At 42.1% G+C, this 23,041-nt stretch carries 23 protein-coding genes; 7 read left to right on the top strand and 16 right to left on the bottom strand.

All coding sequences use genetic code 11. The features are described from left to right. Window positions 1-5: 5 nt before the first annotated feature. Entirely contained in the window at window positions 6-443 is a 438-nt protein-coding gene (locus FFM84_RS06345; RefSeq protein WP_130844455.1) for a pyridoxamine 5'-phosphate oxidase, read from the bottom strand. 259 nt (window positions 444-702) lie between these two features. Here FFM84_RS06345 and FFM84_RS06340 point away from each other — a divergent pair, with 259 nt between their 5' ends. Beyond that, window positions 703-891, top strand: a complete 189-nt coding sequence (locus FFM84_RS06340) for a helix-turn-helix transcriptional regulator (protein WP_130844456.1) — start codon at window positions 703-705, stop codon at window positions 889-891. Between the two features lie 14 nt (window positions 892-905). Further along, window positions 906-1,211, top strand: a complete 306-nt coding sequence (locus FFM84_RS06335; RefSeq protein ID WP_130844457.1) for a hypothetical protein — start codon at window positions 906-908, stop codon at window positions 1,209-1,211. Between the two features lie 191 nt (window positions 1,212-1,402). Here FFM84_RS06335 and FFM84_RS06330 read toward each other — a convergent pair whose 3' ends face one another. Continuing rightward, complete coding sequence (locus FFM84_RS06330; protein ID WP_130844458.1) at window positions 1,403-2,287, bottom strand: EamA family transporter; 885 nt, start codon at window positions 2,285-2,287, stop codon at window positions 1,403-1,405. Window positions 2,288-2,292: 5 nt separating this feature from the next. Further along, window positions 2,293-2,853, bottom strand: coding sequence for a TetR/AcrR family transcriptional regulator (locus FFM84_RS06325; RefSeq protein ID WP_130844459.1), 561 nt, complete (start codon window positions 2,851-2,853; stop codon window positions 2,293-2,295). 117 nt (window positions 2,854-2,970) lie between these two features. On the opposite strand from FFM84_RS06325, the gene FFM84_RS06320 reads away from it, so the two are divergent. Together FFM84_RS06320 and FFM84_RS06315 are read left to right on the top strand one after the other, a co-directional pair. Beyond that, entirely contained in the window at window positions 2,971-4,020 is a 1,050-nt protein-coding gene (locus tag FFM84_RS06320; RefSeq protein ID WP_130844460.1) for an SDR family oxidoreductase, read from the top strand. 70 nt (window positions 4,021-4,090) lie between these two features. Beyond that, the gene (locus FFM84_RS06315; RefSeq protein WP_130844461.1) at window positions 4,091-4,618 is read left to right on the top strand and encodes a hypothetical protein; all 528 of its coding nucleotides are present in this window, start codon (window positions 4,091-4,093) and stop codon (window positions 4,616-4,618) included. Window positions 4,619-4,813: 195 nt separating this feature from the next. Here FFM84_RS06315 and pepI read toward each other — a convergent pair whose 3' ends face one another. The 5 genes from pepI to FFM84_RS06290 all read right to left on the bottom strand — a co-directional run bounded on the left by pepI (window position 4,814) and on the right by FFM84_RS06290 (window position 9,818). Next, entirely contained in the window at window positions 4,814-5,698 is an 885-nt protein-coding gene (pepI, locus tag FFM84_RS06310; RefSeq protein WP_130844462.1) for a proline iminopeptidase, read from the bottom strand. Window positions 5,699-5,709: 11 nt separating this feature from the next. Beyond that, on the bottom strand, window positions 5,710-7,260 hold the full coding sequence (locus tag FFM84_RS06305) for a PucR family transcriptional regulator (protein ID WP_225424745.1): 1,551 nt from the start codon (window positions 7,258-7,260) through the stop codon (window positions 5,710-5,712). Window positions 7,261-7,416: 156 nt separating this feature from the next. Next, entirely contained in the window at window positions 7,417-8,067 is a 651-nt protein-coding gene (locus FFM84_RS06300) for a nitroreductase family protein (RefSeq protein WP_130844463.1), read from the bottom strand. Window positions 8,068-8,080: 13 nt separating this feature from the next. After that, complete coding sequence (locus FFM84_RS06295; RefSeq protein ID WP_130844464.1) at window positions 8,081-8,926, bottom strand: acetoacetate decarboxylase family protein; 846 nt, start codon at window positions 8,924-8,926, stop codon at window positions 8,081-8,083. A gap of 31 nt (window positions 8,927-8,957) precedes the next feature. Then, window positions 8,958-9,818, bottom strand: coding sequence for an SDR family NAD(P)-dependent oxidoreductase (locus FFM84_RS06290; RefSeq protein ID WP_130844465.1), 861 nt, complete (start codon window positions 9,816-9,818; stop codon window positions 8,958-8,960). A gap of 261 nt (window positions 9,819-10,079) precedes the next feature. Between FFM84_RS06290 and yaaA the strand changes: the two genes are divergently transcribed. Then, entirely contained in the window at window positions 10,080-10,826 is a 747-nt protein-coding gene (gene yaaA / locus FFM84_RS06285; RefSeq protein WP_130844466.1) for a peroxide stress protein YaaA, read from the top strand. A 37-nt stretch (window positions 10,827-10,863) separates the two neighbouring features. Here yaaA and FFM84_RS06280 read toward each other — a convergent pair whose 3' ends face one another. Further along, the gene (locus tag FFM84_RS06280) at window positions 10,864-11,532 is read right to left on the bottom strand and encodes a type 1 glutamine amidotransferase (RefSeq protein ID WP_130844747.1); all 669 of its coding nucleotides are present in this window, start codon (window positions 11,530-11,532) and stop codon (window positions 10,864-10,866) included. Window positions 11,533-11,611: 79 nt separating this feature from the next. Beyond that, window positions 11,612-13,573: an elongation factor G gene (locus tag FFM84_RS06275; protein WP_130844467.1), complete on the bottom strand. Its 1,962-nt coding sequence runs from the start codon at window positions 13,571-13,573 to the stop codon at window positions 11,612-11,614. Between the two features lie 158 nt (window positions 13,574-13,731). Between FFM84_RS06275 and FFM84_RS06270 the strand changes: the two genes are divergently transcribed. Continuing rightward, the gene (locus FFM84_RS06270; protein ID WP_130844468.1) at window positions 13,732-15,144 is read left to right on the top strand and encodes a 4-hydroxyphenylacetate 3-hydroxylase N-terminal domain-containing protein; all 1,413 of its coding nucleotides are present in this window, start codon (window positions 13,732-13,734) and stop codon (window positions 15,142-15,144) included. 62 nt (window positions 15,145-15,206) lie between these two features. On the opposite strand, the gene FFM84_RS06265 is transcribed toward FFM84_RS06270, so the two are convergent. Both FFM84_RS06265 and FFM84_RS06260 read right to left on the bottom strand, forming a co-directional pair. Further along, window positions 15,207-15,746 (bottom strand): hypothetical protein, encoded by a 540-nt coding sequence (locus FFM84_RS06265; protein ID WP_130844469.1) that lies wholly within the window; start codon window positions 15,744-15,746, stop codon window positions 15,207-15,209. 117 nt (window positions 15,747-15,863) lie between these two features. After that, window positions 15,864-17,075: an MrcB family domain-containing protein gene (locus tag FFM84_RS06260; RefSeq protein WP_130844470.1), complete on the bottom strand. Its 1,212-nt coding sequence runs from the start codon at window positions 17,073-17,075 to the stop codon at window positions 15,864-15,866. Window positions 17,076-17,796: 721 nt separating this feature from the next. Between FFM84_RS06260 and FFM84_RS06255 the strand changes: the two genes are divergently transcribed. After that, window positions 17,797-19,065, top strand: coding sequence for a hypothetical protein (locus FFM84_RS06255; protein WP_225425266.1), 1,269 nt, complete (start codon window positions 17,797-17,799; stop codon window positions 19,063-19,065). Between the two features lie 909 nt (window positions 19,066-19,974). On the opposite strand, the gene cas6e is transcribed toward FFM84_RS06255, so the two are convergent. Genes cas6e through casB form a run of 4 tightly spaced genes read right to left on the bottom strand, consistent with a single transcriptional unit; the run spans window position 19,975 to window position 23,033 of the window. Continuing rightward, on the bottom strand, window positions 19,975-20,646 hold the full coding sequence (cas6e, locus tag FFM84_RS06250) for a type I-E CRISPR-associated protein Cas6/Cse3/CasE (protein ID WP_130844472.1): 672 nt from the start codon (window positions 20,644-20,646) through the stop codon (window positions 19,975-19,977). Between the two features lie 12 nt (window positions 20,647-20,658). Continuing rightward, a complete protein-coding gene (cas5e, locus tag FFM84_RS06245) occupies window positions 20,659-21,363 on the bottom strand; it encodes a type I-E CRISPR-associated protein Cas5/CasD (RefSeq protein WP_130844473.1) in 705 nt (234 codons plus the stop codon). After that, window positions 21,344-22,411: a type I-E CRISPR-associated protein Cas7/Cse4/CasC gene (gene cas7e, locus FFM84_RS06240; protein ID WP_130844474.1), complete on the bottom strand. Its 1,068-nt coding sequence runs from the start codon at window positions 22,409-22,411 to the stop codon at window positions 21,344-21,346. The genes cas5e and cas7e overlap by 20 nt, the downstream gene beginning before the upstream one ends. Continuing rightward, window positions 22,404-23,033, bottom strand: coding sequence for a type I-E CRISPR-associated protein Cse2/CasB (gene casB, locus FFM84_RS06235; RefSeq protein ID WP_130844475.1), 630 nt, complete (start codon window positions 23,031-23,033; stop codon window positions 22,404-22,406). The genes cas7e and casB overlap by 8 nt, the downstream gene beginning before the upstream one ends. Between the last annotated feature and the right edge of the window lie 8 nt (window positions 23,034-23,041).

Raw genomic sequence — 23,041 nt, 5'->3', positions numbered from 1 at the left:
TTAGTTTAGTTAAAATGGAGTGTTCCTTTGTTTTGTCCTAAACCAGGATCGACATAAACATCTTTTAATTTCAATTCAAAAACAACTAGGGATGGCCCAATCATGTCCCAAACGGTTTGATAATGGGGCACCGTTTCCAAATATAGTGGCAACAAGTCATCTGCCATCGTTAAGTCAGAACGCTTTAACTGCACATGTTGTGCCCGCATGTATGGATTGCCTGGTGTCCCGTCATTGGGCACCGTAATAAAGGCCACATCCGGATTTTGATCATAGACGGCCAAGGCTGGACTATCTTTCACGGATGAAAAGTACAACGTATCTGGCTGTGCTTCTCGCCAAACGATATTAACGATTTTGACATCGGCCTCACCATTAACTGCCGTGCTCAGCGCAATTTTATTCGTAGTTGCTTTAACTTGTTTGAAACCTGCAAGATCCATAATTGATTCCATCCCTTCGTTAGTTAACTCATAACTTGATTATACCGCAAATCAGCGTCAAAGCAAACAAACGTTCCCTCCCCTAAAGTATCCGTGATGAACACACTCAGGAAATACTAATTACCGTGTAATTTCATTTAACCTGTCATGTTCAAGCTGGCAACAGCCAATAGTGTAAAAAGGATTTGACATCAAATTTATTTACTGATATCCTACGAATGTCAAAACAATTTGACTTTTTGGAACGGATGATGAACTAATGCAAAATAGAATTAATACAAAGCGTATTCAGGCTCACCTTACGCAACAAGAATTAGCAAAAAATTGCGGTGTGTCGCGTCAAACGATTAACGCAATTGAGAACGATAAATACGATCCCACCTTAAAATTAGCATTTGCTTTAGCTAGCAGTTTGCATACTACGGTGGATGAATTATTTATACAATAAGGGGGCATATGGGGATGCTATTAGCAGCAGTTATAGCAATTGGTTTATTGGCAATTTTTACAATTTGTATCGGCATCATGTTGGTAGTGATTGCACGCGGTGGAGATGAACGTCGAAAGATGATTCTTGATAAAACTGCGGCAACTACATTAAAATATATCGTCATCATACAGGTGATTTTGTCAGTAATTGACCTATTTCAAGGTAAGAATATTCTATCAATCAATGACACCAACACTTTTTCAAGCCTGACAATCACTGCCTTTTTATTCGTTATTGGATTACTGTACTATAATCAAAAATTCAAAGCGTTATCATAACTGTCAAAAATTTTAGGATATTATTTCATTTTAGAAACTCATTTAAAAACTACGAATAAATCCCCTTATAGAATCAAATTTAGATTCTATAAGGGGATTTATTTTGCTAATGATTTATTCTTCTAAACCGTATTTAACCATATTCTTAACCAACGTTGAATCACTTTTATAGTAATGTTTCACGTGAAACATTACCGCGACACACGCTTAGCTGACCACCGATTACTAACAATCACCGCTAAAATAATCAACCCAACACCAACTAACTGCCAACCACTAACTGGTTCTCGTAAAACCAAGTAAGCCACCACAATTGAAGCGGGCAATTCCAGTGATGACAAGATTGGCCCCACGCCTAATGCCAATTGCGGCATAAAAAATGAGTAGCAGGCTAACGGCAAAACTAGTGAAAAGAATGCTGTGATCCCACCCCACTTGATGGCAGCCAAAGTAACAGGCGTTGTTAACAACTGGGGTCCCCAAACAACCGTAATTAAGCCTAGAGCACCTAATCCTAGTAACCACGTCTTAGTCAATGGTTGTAGTTGATTACCTAAACTGGCAGTGGCTTGAATCGTGACGGCGTACGCTACTGCCGCTAAAAAGCTCAACCCAAGACCGGACCAAGCAATTGGCGCCGTAACCGGCAATAAATCAGCCGCTAACACCGTTCCAATCAATACGACAATAATACTCAACACTTGCATCCGCGTTGGTCGACGATGCTGAACTAAGGCACCAAGTAAAACAGATAACCAGACCGACTGCATCAGCATTACGGCGGCTACCGCCACTGGAATGGTTTGTAGCGCCAACATATAAAACGTGTTGGTAAAGCCTGATGCCGTTCCTGCTAGCAGCACCCAACCAATTTGCCGTCGGTCAGCCGTTTGTTGATGTAATGGCTGACCATGAACCAGTTGAATAACGGTTAAGACAATCGCTGAACTCAAGAAGGACCAAAACAAAAGTGGCCCATTTTCTACGCCAGCACGGTTAGCTAATTTAAATAAAGTGGCTGGGACACCATAGCTGATGGCCCCCAGCGCCACCATAATTGGCGCTAATCTTTTCAAAGCACTCATCCTTTCAATAAGGCTTGTAAGGTACTGGTCTGGAATGTGGCGAGTAACTGATGAATCGTGGCCAATGTTTCAGGTTGATCGCTAATTAACCATGTCCGCCAGATGGCATACACGCCAGCACTCATAAACTCCGGCCAATACTTCCGTTGGCTCTCGGTTAACGCCAACGGTGCCAGCAATTCCGCATAGAGTTGTTGCATATTCGCTGCAAACAACTGTTGAATCACCAGCTCAAACCCGCGTTCACTAGCCAATCGCAACAAATCCGCGTAATCTTTAAAAAACTGGCTAATCGCTGCTTGCTTTTGCGCGACGTCAACCTGTTGCCGAATATCATCAAAGCGGGCATCGATGGCCGGCTTGAAATAAGCTGTTAGGATATCAGCTAAGGTCTCAAAATTCCGATAAAACGCCATCCGGCTAACTCCCGCACGTTTGACGACTTGCGTAACCGTGATGTCACTCAAATCCTTGGTTTGTAGTAATTGTAATAACGCCGTTGCTAAGTAAGTCTGTGAATCTTGTTTGATTGCTTGCGCATGATTTGTCGCTGCCATTACACTTTCTCCTTTTTGTCACAGATGCGTTGATCTTGCTTGTTTAACCCTAGTTTTCATTGTAAGCTATCTCCACAGACGTTACAAATGTCACAGACAAATGGAGGAATTTAAAAAATGAACAATCAAAACGCAAAACCTTTAGTCGTCGTTACCGGCGGCAGCGGCTTTATCGCTATTCACATCATCTTACAACTCTTACAACAAGGCTACGCTGTTCGGGCAACGGTCCGTTCACTCAAGAAACGCCCCGTCATTGAAGCCATGCTCCGACAAGGCGGTTTAACCGATTTCCAAGACCTATCCTTAATTGAAGCCGATTTAACCCATGACACACATTGGGCAAACGCGATGCAAGACGCCACTTATGTGATGCACGTTGCCTCACCAACACCTAAATTGAACTTCAAAAACGAAGCCGAAATGATTCAACCAGCTGTTGACGGCGTGTTGCGCGTCTTGACTGCCGCCCGCGATGCACACGTTAAACGCGTTGTCCTTACATCGGCTTACGGCGCGATCTTTGCAGGTCATCCCCATCGGACCACGCCCTACACTGAAGCCGATTGGTCGAATTTAGACGCCAAAAACATTCACCCTTACCAAAAATCTAAAACACTCGCCGAACGAGCTGCTTGGGACTTCATTAAGCGTGAAGGTGATGGCTTAGAACTGGCAGCCGTTAATCCAGTTGGTGTCATGGGGCCGGTCTTAGCCAGTGACTACTCACATTCCAATGTCCAAATTCAACAATTATTAGATGGCGACGTTAAGGCTGTGCCACAAGTCGATTCTGGGTATATCGATGTGCGTGATGTTGCCAGTTTACATTTATTAGCCATGACGCAACCACAGGCGGCTGGTGAACGCTTTTTAGCTACGACTGGTGAAACCTTGTCGATGCTTGATGTTGCCAACCTTTTGCGAGCTGCTTACTCACAATATGCGGACCGGTTACCACAAAAAGTCTTACCAAATGCGGCCGTTAAAGCAGCTGCGTTAGTGAAACCACAATTACGCATGTTGGCAACATTAGTTGGTGGCTACGCTGAAACTAGCAATGCCAAAGCTGTAAAACTATTAGGCTGGCACCCCCGCTCAGCTAAAACGGCGATTCTTGCTACCGCGCAATCAATGATTGACTTAAACTTGGTCAAACCAATTTAAATTATTGCCGATCAGCAATTGTTAGCAGACGCAAACTTAGGTATACTAAGGTTTCGAGGGGGGATTTCTTATGAAATTATTATCAAAACTGGGCCTAATCGGCGCGGCGGTGCTCGCTGGTATCACACTGACGGCACCACTAGCATCACATGCCGCTACCGTTCGCGATTTTAGCAATGTGAAAAAAAATTGGGATAGCGATAACGCCATCACCAAACTACAACTTTATAAAACCAAACACGGCCATTACGTCACCGGCAAACAATCACAAAACTACTTCAATATGAAAATTACGAATCGGACCAATCACCCATTCCGATTCCGCTTCACTAAAATTGTGGCCGACACGAGTGGCGGTGAATTCGATGGCTTTACGTACAAACTCACGAATCGGCATCGTGCTGTGATTGTGCAGCCACATCATACGGTCACCGTCAAAAAGGCCTTTGCCACCAAACAAACGAATCTAGCCAAATGGGACTTTCCTAAGAGTGAAAACTACTTAAGTTATGGGAAGAAAACCACGCATTATTTATTCATGATTACACCAAAACGGTTCTATCATTTATATCAAGCTGGTTACCATACCTTTGACTAACTAAAAAAACCTGATCTAAGCCCACGCTTAAATCAGGTTTTTTAATTGACTTTCATAGGCCAGCTATGCGACACTAAGTCTGGTGCCAAACCATGGTAAGGGTACGCGATCGGTGCGCAAGCATTCAGAAGGTCGCCGCACCTTACCACGACATTTCCGAGTAGAACGCGGAAATGTCTTTTTTTATCGCCTTTTTTAAGCTCGATCCGCAAACCAAGTCGTCAATCGCTCAAAATATGCCGCCGACTCATCAATAAACGCCATATGCCGACTATGGGCGAATAACGTCCAAGTCGCATTTGGTAAGTGATCCACCATCGTTTTGGCAATCAGTGGCGTACAGAGATCATCCACCCCGCTAGTGATGAGCGTCGGTAACGTTAATTGCGCCAATTTATCCGTATAGTCATAGGCCTTTAAATTACCATTAGGTCCATATTCATTCGGTCCCCAAGCGGTTTGATATGCCAACGTCCCTGCTCGTTTTGGACGTCGTAAGTATTCTGGCGATGTCCCCGTTATCGGACCCGCGGCATGCCGGAGCATAAAGTGATCATTGGCTTTAAGATAAGCCGGTTGCGTAAAATCACCACTGGCTTCAGCTTGGGCAATAGCGGCCTGATCAACGGGTAACAATGAATTGATCAACCGGTGCTGTTCTTGGGCCCAAAGTGCCGCCGATGACAACGTACTGGCTAAAATCAAACTCTGAACACCTTTCGGGTGCGTGTCACAAAGGTAGATAAGCGCCAACATTCCACCCCAGGATTGACCTAACAGATGAACTTTCGTTAATCCCAATTGTGTTCGTAAATTCTGAAGTTCTTTGACCCAAGTTTCGGCACAAAAGACGCTCGGATCGGTGGGCATTGATGACTGCCCACAGCCTAATTGATCATACATCACCAGCGGCCGCCCAGCCCGTTCAGCAAACTGATCAAAGCTTTCAAAATAATTGTGGGTTGATCCGGGACCACCATGTAGCAACAACAATGGCGTGACCCCACTAGTTAAATCACCGACAATTCGGTAATACGTTTGATACTGTCCAAATGGCAAATAGCCCGTTCTAACTTGCATTCACAATTCCCCTATTCTGAGTCTGGCTGGACATCATGATCTGGCACTAATGCCGTTGGTTGATAGTGATTTTGACCTAAAAACCGATACAATTTGAATCCCGCCGCTAATTTAAAACAAGTCTCGGCATCACGTAAATCACACCCAGTAATCTTAGTGATCTGTTTTAACCGATTGCGTAACGTATTCGGATGCACATACAAGTCCTGTGCCGTACGGGTTAACTGACACGTTGCCTTCAAATAGGCATCTAGCGTCGGCGTCAAATCCGTTTGATTGGCGACATCATAGGCCATTAGCCCCTGTAAGGCGGGATTAATAAAGAATGGCAAAATTTCTAAATGGTTGACGCGGGCAAGCGATAAATTGAAAAATTCATCTTCACAAAAAACGACCTGTTGCTGAACGGTTTTCAATTTAGCCGTCCGCTGACAAACCGTATACGCCGCAAACGTATCTTCTGGATGGCTATAATAGTTCGATACAACTAATCGACAGTCGGCTTGCGCGGCTACTTTGCCCAACTGCGTTTTAAAAGTGGCTTGATTGTAGGCGGCTAAGTCGATTGTAATCAGTGCGACACATTGTTGCTGGTACACCGAAACCAAGACTTGTTTAAATTGCGGTGTTAACAAATAGCGTAGTCGTTGTTGCAAAACCGATGCCGACTGTCCGGCCAAAGGTTCACAAGTCACCATCACCATTGATCGTGGCAATTCAGCTTTTTGTTCAGCAAACTGATCTTCAAATGTAGCACTTCGCCGTTCCGTTAACAGTCGATTTAATAACAAGTCGCGTTGTGATGTCGCAGTCGGTAAAATTTGGTTTTTGCTTAAAGATCCCGCAATGATTTTACCTAAATCATTAATTAATAAGGCATGCTTCGTGTTCAACGGGGTGGTTAACGCTGACATCACTAAATAACCCAACGGCTCATCATGGCTAGCAAGCGGTGTAATTAACATTGGGACATACGAGATATTGTCCTGCGCAACATAGATTTGCGTTAAAAAATCAGGATTATCTGGCGCAAAACCATGTTCGAGTAACCATTTTCCCACTTGATTTTGATCAATCGCGGCTCGAATCTGTTCCCCACCGATAGCGGTCGTGTGGGATCGCGACAAAATTTGCCCATTAAGATCAATAATCGCCACCGGATTTTGCAAGATGGTCACCGTTTTGGTCAAAACTGTATCAAAATCGGCCGTAATGGCGGTCATTGCTAATTGGCTAATCGTGGTTAACGTCGTCGCTTGCTGATGCAATAATCGCCCTAAGTGAAACAATAATTTCAATAACTGATTTTGCGTATAAACCGCATTAGCCACAATCGCCCCCAACGTGACTAGACCGACTTCACATAACTGGCCTTGACGATAATAACTCAGCCGTACTTGCGATGGTGCCACTAGTTTTAACAGTAAGACTTGGCTTGGTAACGGCCGCATTGATTGATTATCTAACTGCGCTTCGGTGATTTCAGGATTGCCGACATTCGGCATCACGTGACTCACTGGAAACTGCGCATTAAGTTGGTTTAATAGTTGCTGTAATTGCATCTTGCCACCCCCATCTGGTCTTCACTGTTTACTTTAGAGAATTTCTACGCGCTTGTAAAGGCTACCAAAAAAGCGTTGCAACGTGCGCAACGCTTTCAATCAGTAGTCCATAATCGTTTTGGCGAAATGATCGCTAGACGCTACTAATTTACAAATTTATAAAAATTCCGTCTGGGTGGTCGTCGCGTACCGTTCCGTGTGTAACGGTTCTTCCGCGGCCTTCCCAATGGCCACGCCCATCACTGGGACATAACGCTTAGGGTCTAAGCCTAAAGTTGGAATCATGTTGGCAAAATCAATCCCAGAAAAGGCATTGGCATCGTAGCCATGCGCCCGAGCCATTAATAAGAGTTGCATCCCCACAATTGAGCAATCCATTGTTGCATCAAGTTGTAGAAATTCAGGCGTTGCCTTTTCATATAACGGTAAGAAGGTGCCTAGAATCTGATCTAACCGTTCCTTGGTGATGTTGCCCGCTTGGTAAACTTGATTCCAAACATCCCGATAAACCAAGTGTGATTGCGTATCACCAGCGATAAAGACAATGGCTGACGCGCTATCAACTTGCGGATAATTGAATGGCATGACTGCCTTTTTGAATTTTTCTTTAGCTTCTGGCGTATCAATAACAACGAAATGCCAGGATTGTAAGTTGCAAGCTGATGGGGCTTTAGCAGCTTCTGTCAGCATCGCTTGAATTTCGTCTCGTGAAATTTTAACCGTTGGATCGAACTTCCGAACAGAGTGCCGATTGAAAACGACATCACTAAAATCATTATTGACCATTGTTTTAGTTGCTTCTGACATGTTAGGTTCCTCCTTAAATCCGATATGACGTGGCTTTAGGATTGAAGAATCCCCGGTCATAACGACCTGTTAATAATTTTGGCATCGTGCTATCGGCGTCAACCTTTTCCAGTTTCAATGTATTGAACATCACCGAGGTATCAAAGTGGAACCAAGCAGCCCCCAATGGTTTCAAAACTTTTAATTCACCAAATGGATCATCATCGGTTGATTGTAGTTCAATCGATAAGTTCCCAGGTTCCACCCGATCAGCTAAGGACCGTAACTGGGTCGCCACTAATTCCACATTAGTAAAGTGGTTTGAGCCATCTGAATGTTGATCCAAATCATAGGTGTAGAAGAAACTATTCATTTCAGCTTCTTTGTTTAATGCCAATGCCCCAGCGAATTGTTGCATAATTGACGGATCGTTCAATTCACCAGCAGTCCAATCAACTTTCAATAACGTCTTACCATGACGTTCTACTGTGGCGGTTGCCGAATTATCATTGCGGCGTAAGTCAATCATATCTGCGAGCTTCTTAGGAATCCCCGCACCTTCACGACCCGCAATCATCCCGTTTTCGGCACCAGGGCCATGCAGTAATAATGAGATCGGATAAGCGCCCATCATTTTATCTTGATAACTAACCATCGCAAACAGGTTCAACTCCAAGTAAGGTCCGCCAAAGGTTGGCTTGCCCATGTGAACCACGTACCCACAAACGACTGGTGCCATCAACTTCAATGGCGCTGGAATTAAGCTTTTAAGAACCGCTTCATCGGTTGCATAAGCAAAGCCAATCCCTTCTTGATCGTTCATACTTGGTAAATTCAAGAAATTTTTAACATCATCATTGCTAACGACATAACTTCCCATGATTTAACACTCCTTTTTCAATCAAGATAACTTACATAATCCCATCCATGACGTGAACATCTGGGGCACCATCACTGACAATCCGATGAACCCGATCCGAGATCAGCGGATTAAATTCTGGATGTGTCAAAATGTAGAAGCGGTTATTTGCTAACGCGTCAAATACGGTATCGGCAATCGTATCGATTGGTTTCCCATTGGTAATAACATACTTGGCAAATTGCTGACCCTTTAAGAATGCTTCACTTTGATAATAAGGATCACTTGGATCACTATATTGAGCTGGCCGATGTTGTTCAGTGTGATAGAGATCCGTTTGAACAAAGCCTGGACACATCACATGCATGTCAATATCCGCACCGGCACGCTGTAGATCATAAGCCGTGGCTTCAGTCATCCCAACGGAGGCAAACTTGCTAGCATGGTAAGCGGGCATTCCGGGGGTGTCAACTAACCCAGCAATTGAAGCGACATTTAAAATATCGGCGTGCGTCTTTTGTTTCATCATAATTGGAATCACTTGTTGCATCGCGTAGACTTGGCTCATGACATTAACATGCATGATCCATTCCCAATCGCGACTTGGTAATTCCCACATCCGGCCAGGTAGGGCGATCCCAGCGTTGTTGATGAGTAAATCAATCTGGCCGAATTTAGCCATGGTTTGTTTAACCATCGCATCAACATCGGCTTCTTTAGTCACATCGGCCACGATCATTTCAACGTCAGCCCCCGTTGCCACTAATTCGTCATAGGTTGCCTTTAAGGCGTCCTCATCAATATCTACAATCGCTAACCGCATGCCACGCTTGGCCCCACCAAGGGCGATCACGTGACCAAAACCATGAGCCGCACCCGTAATTAACATTACCCGATCTTTAAATTCTGTCATGATCTATATGCTCCTTCATCATTGTGAATTAACACTCAATTTAATCTAATCATGTGGGTTGTCGACAACCATTCGCATTTACGACTTCATTGTAGCGCTTACATAAATACTGGTAAATGGCGAAAAGCTACATAAAAATAGGGATCACACTGTATAAATGTCACAAAGATTATTAGAATTTAATTTCACAAGTTCACCGAATAAACCAGCCGCCATGCTAAAATGGACCTATCACGTTTGAAGAAAGCCGGTAGATTGACTATGAAAATCATCATTGCGCCCGCTAAAAAGATGGTCGTCGCCCCTGACGACTTTCCTTATACAGCTTTACCACAATACTTAGCCCAGACGGAACAGCTTTTAGCCACATTACGCCAACTCAGTTATCCAGCGGCTAAAGCATTATGGCATTGTAGTGACAAATTGGCGCAGCCGAACTACGACTGGCTCCAGAAACTCGACTTGCATGCCCACTTAACCCCTGCCATTTTGAGTTATCGCGGATTACAATACCAATACATGGCCCCAGATATTTTTACCGAACCAGCTTTAGCCTATATTCAAGCTAACTTGCGCATTTTATCTGGCTTTTATGGTATTTTACGTCCCTTCGATGGCATTGTGCCTTACCGCTTGGAAATGCAAGCTAAACTAGCCGTCGCCGATCATTCTAACTTGTATGACTTTTGGGCCTCCCGTCTCTATGACGCCCTTGCCACACCTGATGAACCAATTATTAACTTAGCCTCACAAGAATACGCCAAAGCCATCACCCCTTATTTAGCACCCACACAGCCCTTTGTGACCATTGTGTTTGGCAGTTTGGTAGCTGGTCGTTTGAAGGTCAAAGCTACTTTGGCTAAAATGGCGCGTGGCGCGATGGTCCGCTACTTAGCTGAAAATCAGGTTTCTGAACTAGATCAAATCAAGACCTTCGATCACCCTGATTATCAGTTTGATTCTGAACGCTCCACCGCTACCGAATTAGTCTTTATTTATCAAAAATAAAACGCCGCTAACCCAATCTGGGCTAACGGCGTTTGTGCTATTCAGCGGTAATATAATCTAAAATTTTAAATAGTGTTGTTTGATTTTCATCAGGGACCGGTGTTGCTAAAATGTCGGCCGCATTTTGGCCTAAAACTGAGCCTTCAATATATGGATAATCGTTGACCACCATTTCGCGCACATTGTTGGCCTTTGGTTCAAAGTGGAATTGTAACCCGACCACCTGATGATTGAGCACGAACCCCTGATTCGTCACGCGATCACTGGAAAATAGCAAAGTCGCGTCATCTGGCACCGTGAACATTTCTTCATGCCAGTGCAACACATTAAGTTGCGTTGGCAAATTTGGAATCAACGCTGTTTGCCGATAGACCGGCGCCCAACCCACTTCTTTGGCCGGCGCTTTAGTTACCGCATATCCTAACGCTTTGACAATTTGTTGCGCACCATAGCAAGCCCCAAAGATCGGCGTCTTTTTAGCTAAAAGGACCCGAATTAACTCTCGTTCTTGGGCAATCCACGGCAACTCATCATTAGGACTCATCGGTCCACCCAAAATGACCAACATATCCGTCTCGGCGGCTGTCGGTAACGTGCCAAACTGATACGGATGATACGTGTACATCAGATGTCCATGTAAATTGGCCCAGTCTTCGATCATTCCAGGGCCTTCGTTTGGGGTATGTTGCAACACATTAATACGCATGATAAATCCTTTCGTCAACGGCAATGTTTGTCATGGGGATCGCCTGCAACTGCCCAGAATATAGTTATTATAGCGCAATCTAATCCGCAGTTAAAGCAGCCAGCTCAGCGGCTGTATAGCGATAATCGCAATGGGCCATCTGTGGGACTTGATCCCACGGAACCGGATAGCCGGCACCATGGGCACAAAAAACAGAATCCGGCGTATTGGGTAGGTCACTAACTGGCTGATAGTCAGTCGCCGTAATCACTGTTTCAGCATTGTGGCACGGCCGATAACCATCAATCAGACATTCTAACTCGCCTTGCCCGTGGGTATAGGCATTCACAGCCTGTGAATAATCTTGCATCTCCGCTACTGGCGCGGTTCCCGTTAAAACAGTCATGCCTGTCATTGCATTGGTTTCGGGCGCCTCAAATTCGCCACTCATCCGTTGAATATCAGTCATCGCACGCCCAACTTGGTCTTGACCGACCACTAATCGGAAACGATACCATGGTTCCAGTAGCTGACACTTCTGTTGTTCCCGCAGCATCATTAGCCCTTGGCGCACCGCGCGCCACGTGGCTTCCCGAAAGTCGCCACCAACCGAATGCACGTTGCTGGCCCGACCGCCGACTAAGGTTAATCGCACATCAGTCAATGGTGCGCCAACCAACACCCCTCGTTGAACTTTAGCTTGTAAATTAGACAGCACCTGATGTTGCCAATTACGGCCTAACACGTCTAAATTACAGTCCGCCGCAAACGTCAGCCCACTTCCCGGCGCCGTTGGTTGCAGTAAAACATGGACTTCAGCATAATGCCGTAAGGGCTCAAAATGCCCGACACCTTCAACCGCTTGGGTAATCGTTTCTTGATATAAAATGCTGCCCTCACCAAAACCTACATCTAAATGAAACTGATCTTGCAAGCGTTGTTGTAAGATTTCTAGCTGAACACTCCCCATGACTTGTAACCGAATTTCTTGCAGCTCTTCTGACCAAACCACATGTAATTGTGGGTCTTCATCGGCGAGTTGCCGAAAAATCGTTAAACAATCATGAACATCATTGGCTTTGGGATCGACCGTATAATTCAATACAGGCTGCATTAGCGGCTGACCGTCGTCTGGCACGACACCTAAACCTTGGCCTGGATACGTTCCCGTCAAATTAGGAATTGCCCCAACTTCTCCGGCAGTTAGTGTCGGTTGAATCGTATACTTCGCACCATTGTAAACGCGAATCTGATTGATTTTTTGCTCCGGCAATAGTTCGGCTTTCGCCGCTAACGTGCCACCTGTTAGGCGTAGCCACGTCAATCGCTCGCCCGCATCATAGGAAATTTTAAAGACCTTAGCCCCAAAGTCATCGGTGGGTGCTGGCGTTTGCGTCCATTGTTGTAACCCGGCCAGTAAGTCATCGATACCGTCGATTTTTAAGGCCGAGCCAAAGTAACACGGAAAGACGGCCCGTTGTTGAATCAGGTTGGCAATCGTGGTTTCGTCTAACGATTCGTTTTCTAAGTATTGTGCTAACACATCGTCATCTTGCATCGCAATGGCTTCCATTGCCGATTCAGTTAATGGCGCGGTAAAGGCAATACACCCCGGACTTAATTCGGTTTGGAATTGGGTTAACACCTTAGCCTGGTCGACACCATTGACATCCATTTTGTTCACAAAGATAAACGTTGGCACTTGATAGTGGGCCAATAGCCGCCAAAGCGTGCGCGTGTAGCCTTGAACCCCATCGGTCGCTGACACGACTAGAATCGCGTAATCTAACACGCTTAGCACTTGTTCCGTTTGTGCCGCAAAATCAACGTGTCCAGGGGTATCAAGTAACGTCAAATCCAAATTTTCCAGTTTTAAATGGGCTTGATGCGAGAAAATTGTAATCCCGCGTTGCTTTTCTAAGTCATCGGGATCTAAAAAGGCATCGCCTTTATCCACTCGTCCTAATTGCCGTAACGTTCCGGCGCGGTAAAGTAACGCTTCGGATAACGTGGTCTTGCCGGCATCGACATGCGCGACAATTCCAGCTGTGATTGCTGACATTTCAGCACTTCCTTTCAATCTTGCTTGTTAGGTTCTATGTTATCAGATAATCAAGCCCATGCGCTGATTCGAGTCGCAGAAATGAGAAATTATATAAAAGCGCTTTATTTAACTGACGAGTCTGTTATAGTGAAATTAATCACTAAGGGGGCTTTTACATGCACACCATTGATCAACTAGACGATGGCCGCGCAGTTTATCTCAACGGTCAGCGCATTAACGTTGCAACTATTCCTATTTTCCGCAAAACCTTGGCACTGAACAATCAGTACTACGCCTTGCAACAAACACATCCGACCGTCCACACGTATCAAGAAGACGGTCAGACCTATGACATTGCCTTTAAAGTGCCACGCAATGTGGCCGATTTACGGCAAAAGCACCGCGCCTATCAAGAAATTGCCCAAACAAATAACGGCATGCTCGGTCGAACGCCCGACTTTCTCAATAGCGGCATGGCCGTGCTCGCTGAACGAAGTGCCTTTTTGGGCCATAACGACTGGACCGACTTTGCGGCTAATGCGAAACGTTATGCTGAACAAGTTAAAGCTCACGATACCTTTATTAGTCATGCCTTGCAAAATCCACAGCTGGACCGCAGCCAACCGATTAACGGGATTCCAAGTGGCTATGCTGGCGTGCACACCATTGAACGCCGTGCCGATGGTATCGTCGTCTCTGGCGCTAAAATGGTCAACACGATGGCGCCAATCGCTGACGATTTACTCGTGTTCAATCCACCAGAGTTACTGTTAGAAAAAGGCGATACCAGCTACGCGGTCGCTTTTGCCACCCCATTGACTACCCCAGGCGTTAAGATCATTTGTCGTAAATTGCTTGATCATCCTGGCTATACCGAAGATGACTATCCATTAAGTAATTCATTAGACGAGATCGACGCGTATGTTGTTTTTGATCACGTCTTTGTGCCTTGGGAAAACGTCTTCGTTGAAAATGATTATCAAATGAGTAATCGCTTCTTTATTGACTCAGGGATTTTTATCCAGACGTCTCACCAAGATGAGGTCCGTGGAATTACCAAACTCGAATTCGCCACGAGTTTAGCCATTCGGGTCGCGCACGTTTTAGGACTAGATGGCTTTTTAGGTGTGCAAGAACAGCTTGGTCGGTTAACGGCTAATCTTGAATTAATCAAAGGGGCCATCACGCGTTCCGAAGAAAATGGCCAGCTTGATGAATTTGGTATCTATACGCCTAGTCAGCAAGCGCTACTGGCTGTCCGAGCTAGTTTACCCGGTTACTTTGAAGACGCCTTAAAAGTCACCCAACACTTGGCTGCGGGCTCGATGGTCGGCGTGCCTGGTTTTGGCGAGTTTAATGGCGACAATGGCCCAATTTTACAACAAGCGTTGGCGACTTCACGCGCAACCGCCGAAGAACGCTCGAAATTATTGAACCTAGCGTTTGACTTAACCAGTTCTGGTTTTGGACAACGTCAATTGATGTATGAATACTATCACGGCGGAGATCCAATGCGTATTCGTTCGAAACATTATTTGGGTGAAGATTTGACTAATGGCGATGCGATGTTGGATCGATTGTTGAAGTAAACTTAATTTTGCTAATAAAAAGCTGACAATTTCAATTGCGAAATTGTCAGCTTTTTTGTTAATTAATAGGCATTATGACGGTCGCCTTTGAACCACCGATTAGCATTGGCCTTAGCCGCTTTTTTCGTATGATACCCGTAACCATCTGTCCAGATACCAGCACCGCTAGCCATTTGTAAGGTTGCATATTTTTTACCGTGAATCGTGTGACTCACACGGCGATAATAATCACCAGCACCAGCGCTTTGATACCAGCCATAAGTTTGGGTCCACTTCTCACCTTTATACGTGAAGTTACGACCAATAATCCAACTAGGATGCTTCATCTTAGCCCCTTGTTTAGGATATTGGCTTTCTTTACGTTGATGTAATCTCGACGTATATTTTCCATTGATCATCTTTTTAGCTGAAATCTTAATTCGGACAACTTTATGATCGTAATTATCATACCAGTACCAAGTTCCCCGCAACCGCTTTGGAAATGTCTTAATTGTGTACTTTGACGCCGCCTGTGCTGGTTGGTTCATTGATGTTGTTCCGACACTGATAATAGTCATCGCTACCCCTAGCATGACCATTAGTAATAATCGTTTCACTCGCATGTTTAACCCCTCCAAAATAAATTCACTCGCTTTTGAGTTAGTTTTAGCTTAGTTCACAGATAAGATAAATTCAATTAGTTTAAACAACTAATTACATTTCAAATGTTGTTCACGCTTTCATTCAAAATTGGGCATTGCTTGATAGCTTTGGGCAGTTAATCTTAATTTTTTACTTAAATCTCCGATAATTCGATAAAATTTACAGTCCCCATTAAGATCATAGATACGAACCAGTTCATATGCTTCTTGGTATTTCTGAGATATTCTAATTTCATTAGGTGTCACATAAAATGGCGCATTAATCCCGTTCGCAGTCGTTTTAACCTCAATATATTTAGGCTCACCTTCTATCGAATATGAAATAACATCATAACCCAATCCATCACCTTTAGTTTCAGAAACTTGTTGTACCTTATCGGCTAAATCTGGTCGATTGGCATCCACTAATTGTTTTTTCTCATAGGCTAGCATTAATAGTTCACCAGAAAATCCTATTTTTGAATTTTCTCGCTCTTTTTTTTCATAATCTGGCTTATTGATACTTACCCTTTTTGAGCTGGTTTTCGACTTTAACTTAGGGCCAGCCGTTAACTTCAGTTTTTTCTTAAGCACCGAGTTCTGGTGTGCCTTATTTATGCTGTAACCAGTACTTTCTTCAGCAATACTTGAATTATACTGCTTTAAAATAAATGAAATAGAATACGCCAGATTTTCTGGTAAATATAATTGCGCTTTTAGACTAACTAAGAGTGACTTCATTTCTAACAGATCCTGCATTAGCTTAACATCACTAGGAATAGATCCTTTTTCATACTTGATGCTTAAAATATTGCCACGTTCATATCCAGTTGGTAGCTTTGTTCCCTGGTATTGAGCAGCGTGTAAATCAATATCATCACCTGTAATTCTATCTGACTGAACAGCCAAATTACTTCGCCAATAATCTGCTACCCGTTGAATATTTTTCAATCTCGCTTTCGGTTTAAACCTATCTTTATAGAAACTCCATCCTTGATTAAGCGATAAATAGACGCATTGTAGATCTGCTGAAAACAAATATACAATATCAAAACCCGCTTCAGCACTAACTGATATTTCACTATCAAATAGTCCAATCCAAGGAATAGTTGCCCAATTTCCCTTTCCGGCCGAGCCATTAGAAACAAAGCCCTCTGTTAAAACTAATTGATTATTATTAATACTGTTCAATCCGGGGTTCAGTAATTTTGACAATTGATTTCCTTTAAACTGATGGTTTCTAAAGTCAGCCGCCATTCTTTGTGGATAATTATCTAGAACATAATTAATTAGCTGGTTCAAATTCAACATGTATTCCCCTTTTCATAACCAATATTCTAACTGTTAACTATATTTATATCACAAAACTTATCTAAGCTAGCCTGGCTTTTAGCGAACATCTTTTATTTGATCATAATCATTTCAAATGTTCCACGTGAAACATTCTAATTTACTAATTCATCGTTTTTTCGCTATATCCTATTACTTTAACTATCAAAGAGTAATAATAACACATCATTATCTGCACAAAGCTTGGCATTTGTTAACAACATTTTATACTCACAATCAATAACTAAACAGTTAGCTAAAACTATTCCAACCTAACAAAGAAGCATCTTGTAGTTACTTTTTAAAAATCCCGCAATTAGTTTTCAATTTCACTCCAAAATGTAAAAGTTGTCTTATAAAACATCAGATGAATTAAATTATTTTATTTTAAAATCATAAAGGGTTCATAATAACAAGAACTAGCATTAGACTGATCATTCTCTTTCATCATAGAAAATAAAACAAGTATCCCATTTTCTTAACATTGTGGATCTTGATGGTATAATTTATTCATCAATAATAGCAATAGCGAAACGAGGACAATATTATAAAAATTTATTTTTACGAACACCATGATATTAACTTTAATTTTTTGAATTCGAATGACATTGAAATATACTTTCAACTCAAAGATATAACAGTTCAATCAATAACTGCTGAAAGAAAGGAAGAAATTAGAATAGAAATAAAAGGTACTATGGACATGGATTCTATTTACTCACGATTTGACGTAGCAAGATTAACCCGTCCATGGCTACTAATCATTCATGGAATACTGTCACTTTTTTTAGACTACCCAGTTACGGTTTATGATATTACAGAGTCAGGCAACCATGTTGATAATAGTTGTACTAAAGATGATGATAATCCCGAAGATAAAAACAAAACTAATAAAACAACCTTTAAGGTTGGTAAAAATGATTATTCAAGCGATTTAAACAAAGTAACGAGTAAAATTTATGATTCGAAAGATAGTAAGTTAGCCATCTCTCTACTAGATCGATGGCGAAAAAATCTCAGCTTAGAAAATGAAGATATGGATGGTCATCTGTATCGTGACGAAGTTTTGCTTGGCTTGTTTCAGATTTTGGAATTACTCAGCAACAACTACGCATTTGAATTACAAGAAAAAGCAAAACAAAAGATACAAGAAGATCTAGAGGAGTATGCTTCTCTTATGCTAATTAGAGATAGCGAAATAAAAAATTTTGCCGATCAAAACTTGAAGCTTATCTCAAAAGTCTTAGATTCAGACAACTTAAGTTTTGCAACTAAAATAAAGTATCTGCTTTCAAAAAATGGTATCACTTCAGAAAATGAAATGTACTTTGCCGAATCAATTGTAAAAATCAGGAATGGAATTGCACACGGAAGAATTTTATTTCAGCCTGTATTTCGTTGGCCTGTAACACCTTTTTTTAATATTTCGAACAAATTTACAGAAATAGATATGCTACGTTATTTGTTAAAAAAATTAATTGGAAATTTTTTTGAAATAAGTACATGGGATTCTGAGTACCTGGAAATTGCTGAACATTATTTAAAACCACCTGTCGCAACAATCAGTGTGTTTTTAAATATGCCTGAGAAATTCAAAGGACTAGACTCCAGTACGCTAGAATCTTCAAAGGGAAATAAATGGGGAATCACTTGGAAAAATATTTTTATTAGTTATCTTGAAAACCCAAAGAAATTAAGACTAAATAATCTTGCTAATTCTTTAAAGTCCTTCTTCTTCAATTTAGAAAAAAGCGAAGAAAACATTGATGATATCTTTAATATCTCAGTGATATTTATGGAATCCAGTAATCCCGAAATTGTTGATCAGTGTAAAGAAAATATTGATTGGCTGCTGCATAGTGGTTCAATTAATGATAGTCTTTTACTAGACATAATACCTGATCTTGACTTTTATAGTATTTGCTACAAGGAGTATAAAGCATTTATTGGTAAAAAAATAAATAGATCATAGTTTTTTTAATGTCTATACTAAAAATATAATATTTCTTAAAAATCCGCATCATCCCCCTATGATTCATTTGATAAAAATCTGAGTCTCTAACAATACTATTGGAAAGCTAAATAAATCTATATTCTGTTATTTCCAACAGCTGAAGATAACTATTCGTATTCAACATGGAAAAACATATTAATGTTCTTCTTCGATGGCACTTAATCACAATAAAAATCTCCAATAAGTACTATTCAACACAGGGCTGGGGCTACTCCGAGTCAAGAAGACAGTTCAAATAATCAAAATTCACTATGCAGTTTTAGAATGGTATGGTCTTGAATTTCTTTCGAGGATATACCATTTAGTGTTTTTGGCGACGTTTATTATCGTACTGCTAATTAAATACACCCGTTCAATCAATGAAATCATTTGATCACTATTCAACACATACTCGGAACAGAAAAATTTATCTTGGCATGGTTCCAAGCGTCTTCCATGGTCTCACGCTTACTAAACCTATAATGGGTCCCTTTATAGTATGCAGCTCTTGAAATATGCATAAAAACACGTGGCATTAATGCACATAGGTCCTTTATATTATGTTAAGATTTATTTCTCTTTGGTTTACTAATTCAATATAATAGAGCTTTTCCGGAATTGTATAGTATGCACAATTTTGGCTCATACAAAAACTCCTCTTTATGTGGACAAGCCTTGATTATTTGCTTGTCCACATAAAGAGGATTTTATCTGACATTGCAACCACGCTCAATAAACTTGAATGAAAAATCTGAACCAACAAGTACCTTTTCCATCGTGGATCACGTCCATCTTTTTTCATGGTACAACTGCTGATTTTTGTGATTTTATTACAGACACGGAACAATAAATTTTCAAGTCATCTCTACGAATGGCACACACTAAGAATCACGCATTCTCCGAAATAACCGTCATGAGTCCCATACCAAACGCCTTTTCACGACCAAGACCAGTCGTCAACGTTTGCTTAAATACAGCAACATCACTAATCCGTAACAGGCCTTCAAAGGTCACCCGACTAAGACGGACACCACGACCCGTTTTACGATGCAACATTGGCCAATCACGACTGACAATGTCAAAAGCTTGCTTCACGTCTTCGTCAGTACCCACAATACTTTGCTCAACTAATTGAAAACCTGACTTTTCAGCGCGATCCGCTAACCACTGCCGTTGTTGTGCAATTGTCACGTGCGGCACTACGCGACCTTGTTTTTGCCCGGGCCGACTAATCGTATGCGTTGGATTAGCGGTTAAGCGGAACTGCATAAGCTGTCCATCTTGTAATCGTGACAAAAACGGATCGTATGACTTAGTAACTGCTGTACCGGGGACACCATACGTTAATAGTAAGTCCGCATCAGGCGCAGTTTCACTTAAAACTAATAAATATTGTTTACCTGCCAAAGTATCTAGCCGCCACAAATGTCGATGCCGAATACCGGTTGCAAGCTCCTTTGGGAAGCTTTGCTCCACCCAATTATGAAAGGCCCCCAAATGTGTTAAATCTCTAGTTTTATAACGATTCTTTGTATCAATTTCAACTCTTGATAAATACATAACGGCTCCTTTCTAATCTAGCTGACTCATCGCATCATGCTGCGTACTTACTGGCTGTTTAGGTTGATCTATGTCTAAGTATAATTTATCTACGCTAACTTCCGTCTGGGCAACCGCTCGAAAACCATAACGACGATTTCGTTGATCAAACGATTGTACCTTGTCTTTCACAAAGGAACTGGGTTTATCTGGCATTAAATCAGCATCAGCAATGATTTCAATCGTTTTTCGCTTGTACCGATTAATTGCCTGACATTTTAACCTTTTTAAAACAGTAACTGGTGATTCTGCCTCAAACAAGTTGAGTCGCAATACTCCAGCTGGCGCATTTGATAGCCGCCCTAAAAATAGTTGAAATTTAGGATGTTTTAGCGCTAACTCAATCTGCTCAATAAATTGATCATCGTCACTACCCAACGCCACCATAAATTTGGCGTCCTGTAAATATTCACGATAAGTAATCTTGCGGGTATTCTTTTTCCATTCAACTGTTTGGTAATCTGTTAATACCGTACCCGCCTGATCAATTCTAACCGCAAAGCTTAAGTCATTGAGCGCTAGAATTCGTGAATCGGTGCGCCGATAACCTAAGGCGGCGGCTACCATCCCAATCACAGCACTCTTGGTCGGATAACGTGCGGTCGTACGGCGTTCAAAAGTCGCTTCATTGCCGTAAGATTGTAATGGTGCTGCTAATTTAATTGTTAGTATTTTCATCCTGAACCACCTCTGACAAAGTCGCTGAGACTTTTTCTAAAAGTTCAGTCAGGTTAGCCATTTGATCACCAACCTGGGCATCAGTTTTACTGACAATCACATTTAAAAGTGGCTGATCCACTAAACCTAGTGTTGCCTTATATTCTGCTTCCAGACGTTTAATTGACGGCGTCATGTAGCCATTATCAGACACTACTGGATTTTCAAAAGCCGACACCAAATTAACGGGGGTATCGGTGCGAATTGTGACCATCACATAACTTGGTAAAGTCTTATTGGCAAACGTATTTTGTTTCCCAGTTGGCATCGATAAAACAAAATCCTTAATAAAATCTATCGCACCATGAATCGCATCTTCAGTATCGAGATTTTCGACCAATTCACGCATATTAACGTTGGCATAACGATATAACGTGGCTGAGTTGAAATCGATTGTCCCGAGCATCGCCGCACCAGACTCTTCATCACCTTGCTTCTCATCCAGCGCTGTAAAGTAATCATATTCTGGAACAACTTCATGAGTCGAAATTGCATGGGCCACTTGTGCAGAAGCATCAACGTTTAATTCAGGGTTATCTGCAACCATCCGACCAAATAAGGCTAAGTCTAGCGACTGATCACCCTTTAATAACTTTTTAACTTCTGCTTTGTCTGGTTCTTCGTTATCAATAACATACTGCGCTAATTTATTAATTTGACCTCGACTAACTAGTAGCAAAGCTTTTGTTTCATCATCTTTAAACTTAATCTTGGCCATTTCAAGGACGGCTTTTGCTTTACTCATCGCCATTTCATCATCTAAAGCTGAATCACGTTCCTTTAGCGCTTCTTTTAATAACGTTGCAACTTTTTTGGTCCGCGTCCCAATATTAATATTGTCCGCTTTAAAGACTTGTCGCACCACTCTTTTCCAGCTCTGTGATGAAACACGCAAGCGCATGACACCGCCATACATCGCTGTCTTAGGTGCTCCTGTATCATCTCGATTAATGTTAGACGATGGCACCGTTTGTAAGATATGTAAATCAATATATACTTGTTTAGTCATTGTTTTGATCTCCTTTATCTTTAGAAGTGACTTGGTTGTTTCTGAAATATTGCTCTCCCCAATGCCAGCGAATCCGATCGGCCTGGCTACGATTCCCCTGCAGACCATAGATATCTTGCGCTAGCATTGCATAATCAATTTTTCGTTGCTTTTTTGCTGACCTTAAAAGTCTGACTAACTGCGACAAAATATTAATCACTCTAGCTGTGTCGGTTGTTGCTAATACCAATTGAACGCGACTATTTACCGAAGTTTGTCTGTTTTTTTCTTTACTCAGTTCTGCTAAAGCTTTGAAAAAAGACAGTCTGCTATCTTGTACATCCTTATCTTGCGCATCCTTATCCAACACATAGACTGATTGTTCTAACCCCTGTTGATGAATGGCATAGAAATGAATGGCTGTATACACGGCGATCTCACCTGAAGTTGGGGCACCAGTATGACTAATATCCTTTTCATTTAAGTGTGCTAAAATCAATGGCCACGCAATCTGTGCATGCGGACTCGTTATACTTGCTGCCTTCCTTAGCCCTGCCAATACGGCTTTATTTGGCTTTCCATCGTGATCACAATTAATTGCCTTGATAATTTGATCAGTAGCTTTCTTAATTTCATACTCCATCGATATTT

Origin of the sequence: Lactiplantibacillus mudanjiangensis (genome assembly GCF_005405385.1) — a bacterium.
Classification (GTDB): domain Bacteria; phylum Bacillota; class Bacilli; order Lactobacillales; family Lactobacillaceae; genus Lactiplantibacillus; species Lactiplantibacillus mudanjiangensis.
The sequence above is the reverse complement of the archived record's forward strand: the minus strand, read 5'-3'. Positions and strand labels throughout refer to the sequence as shown.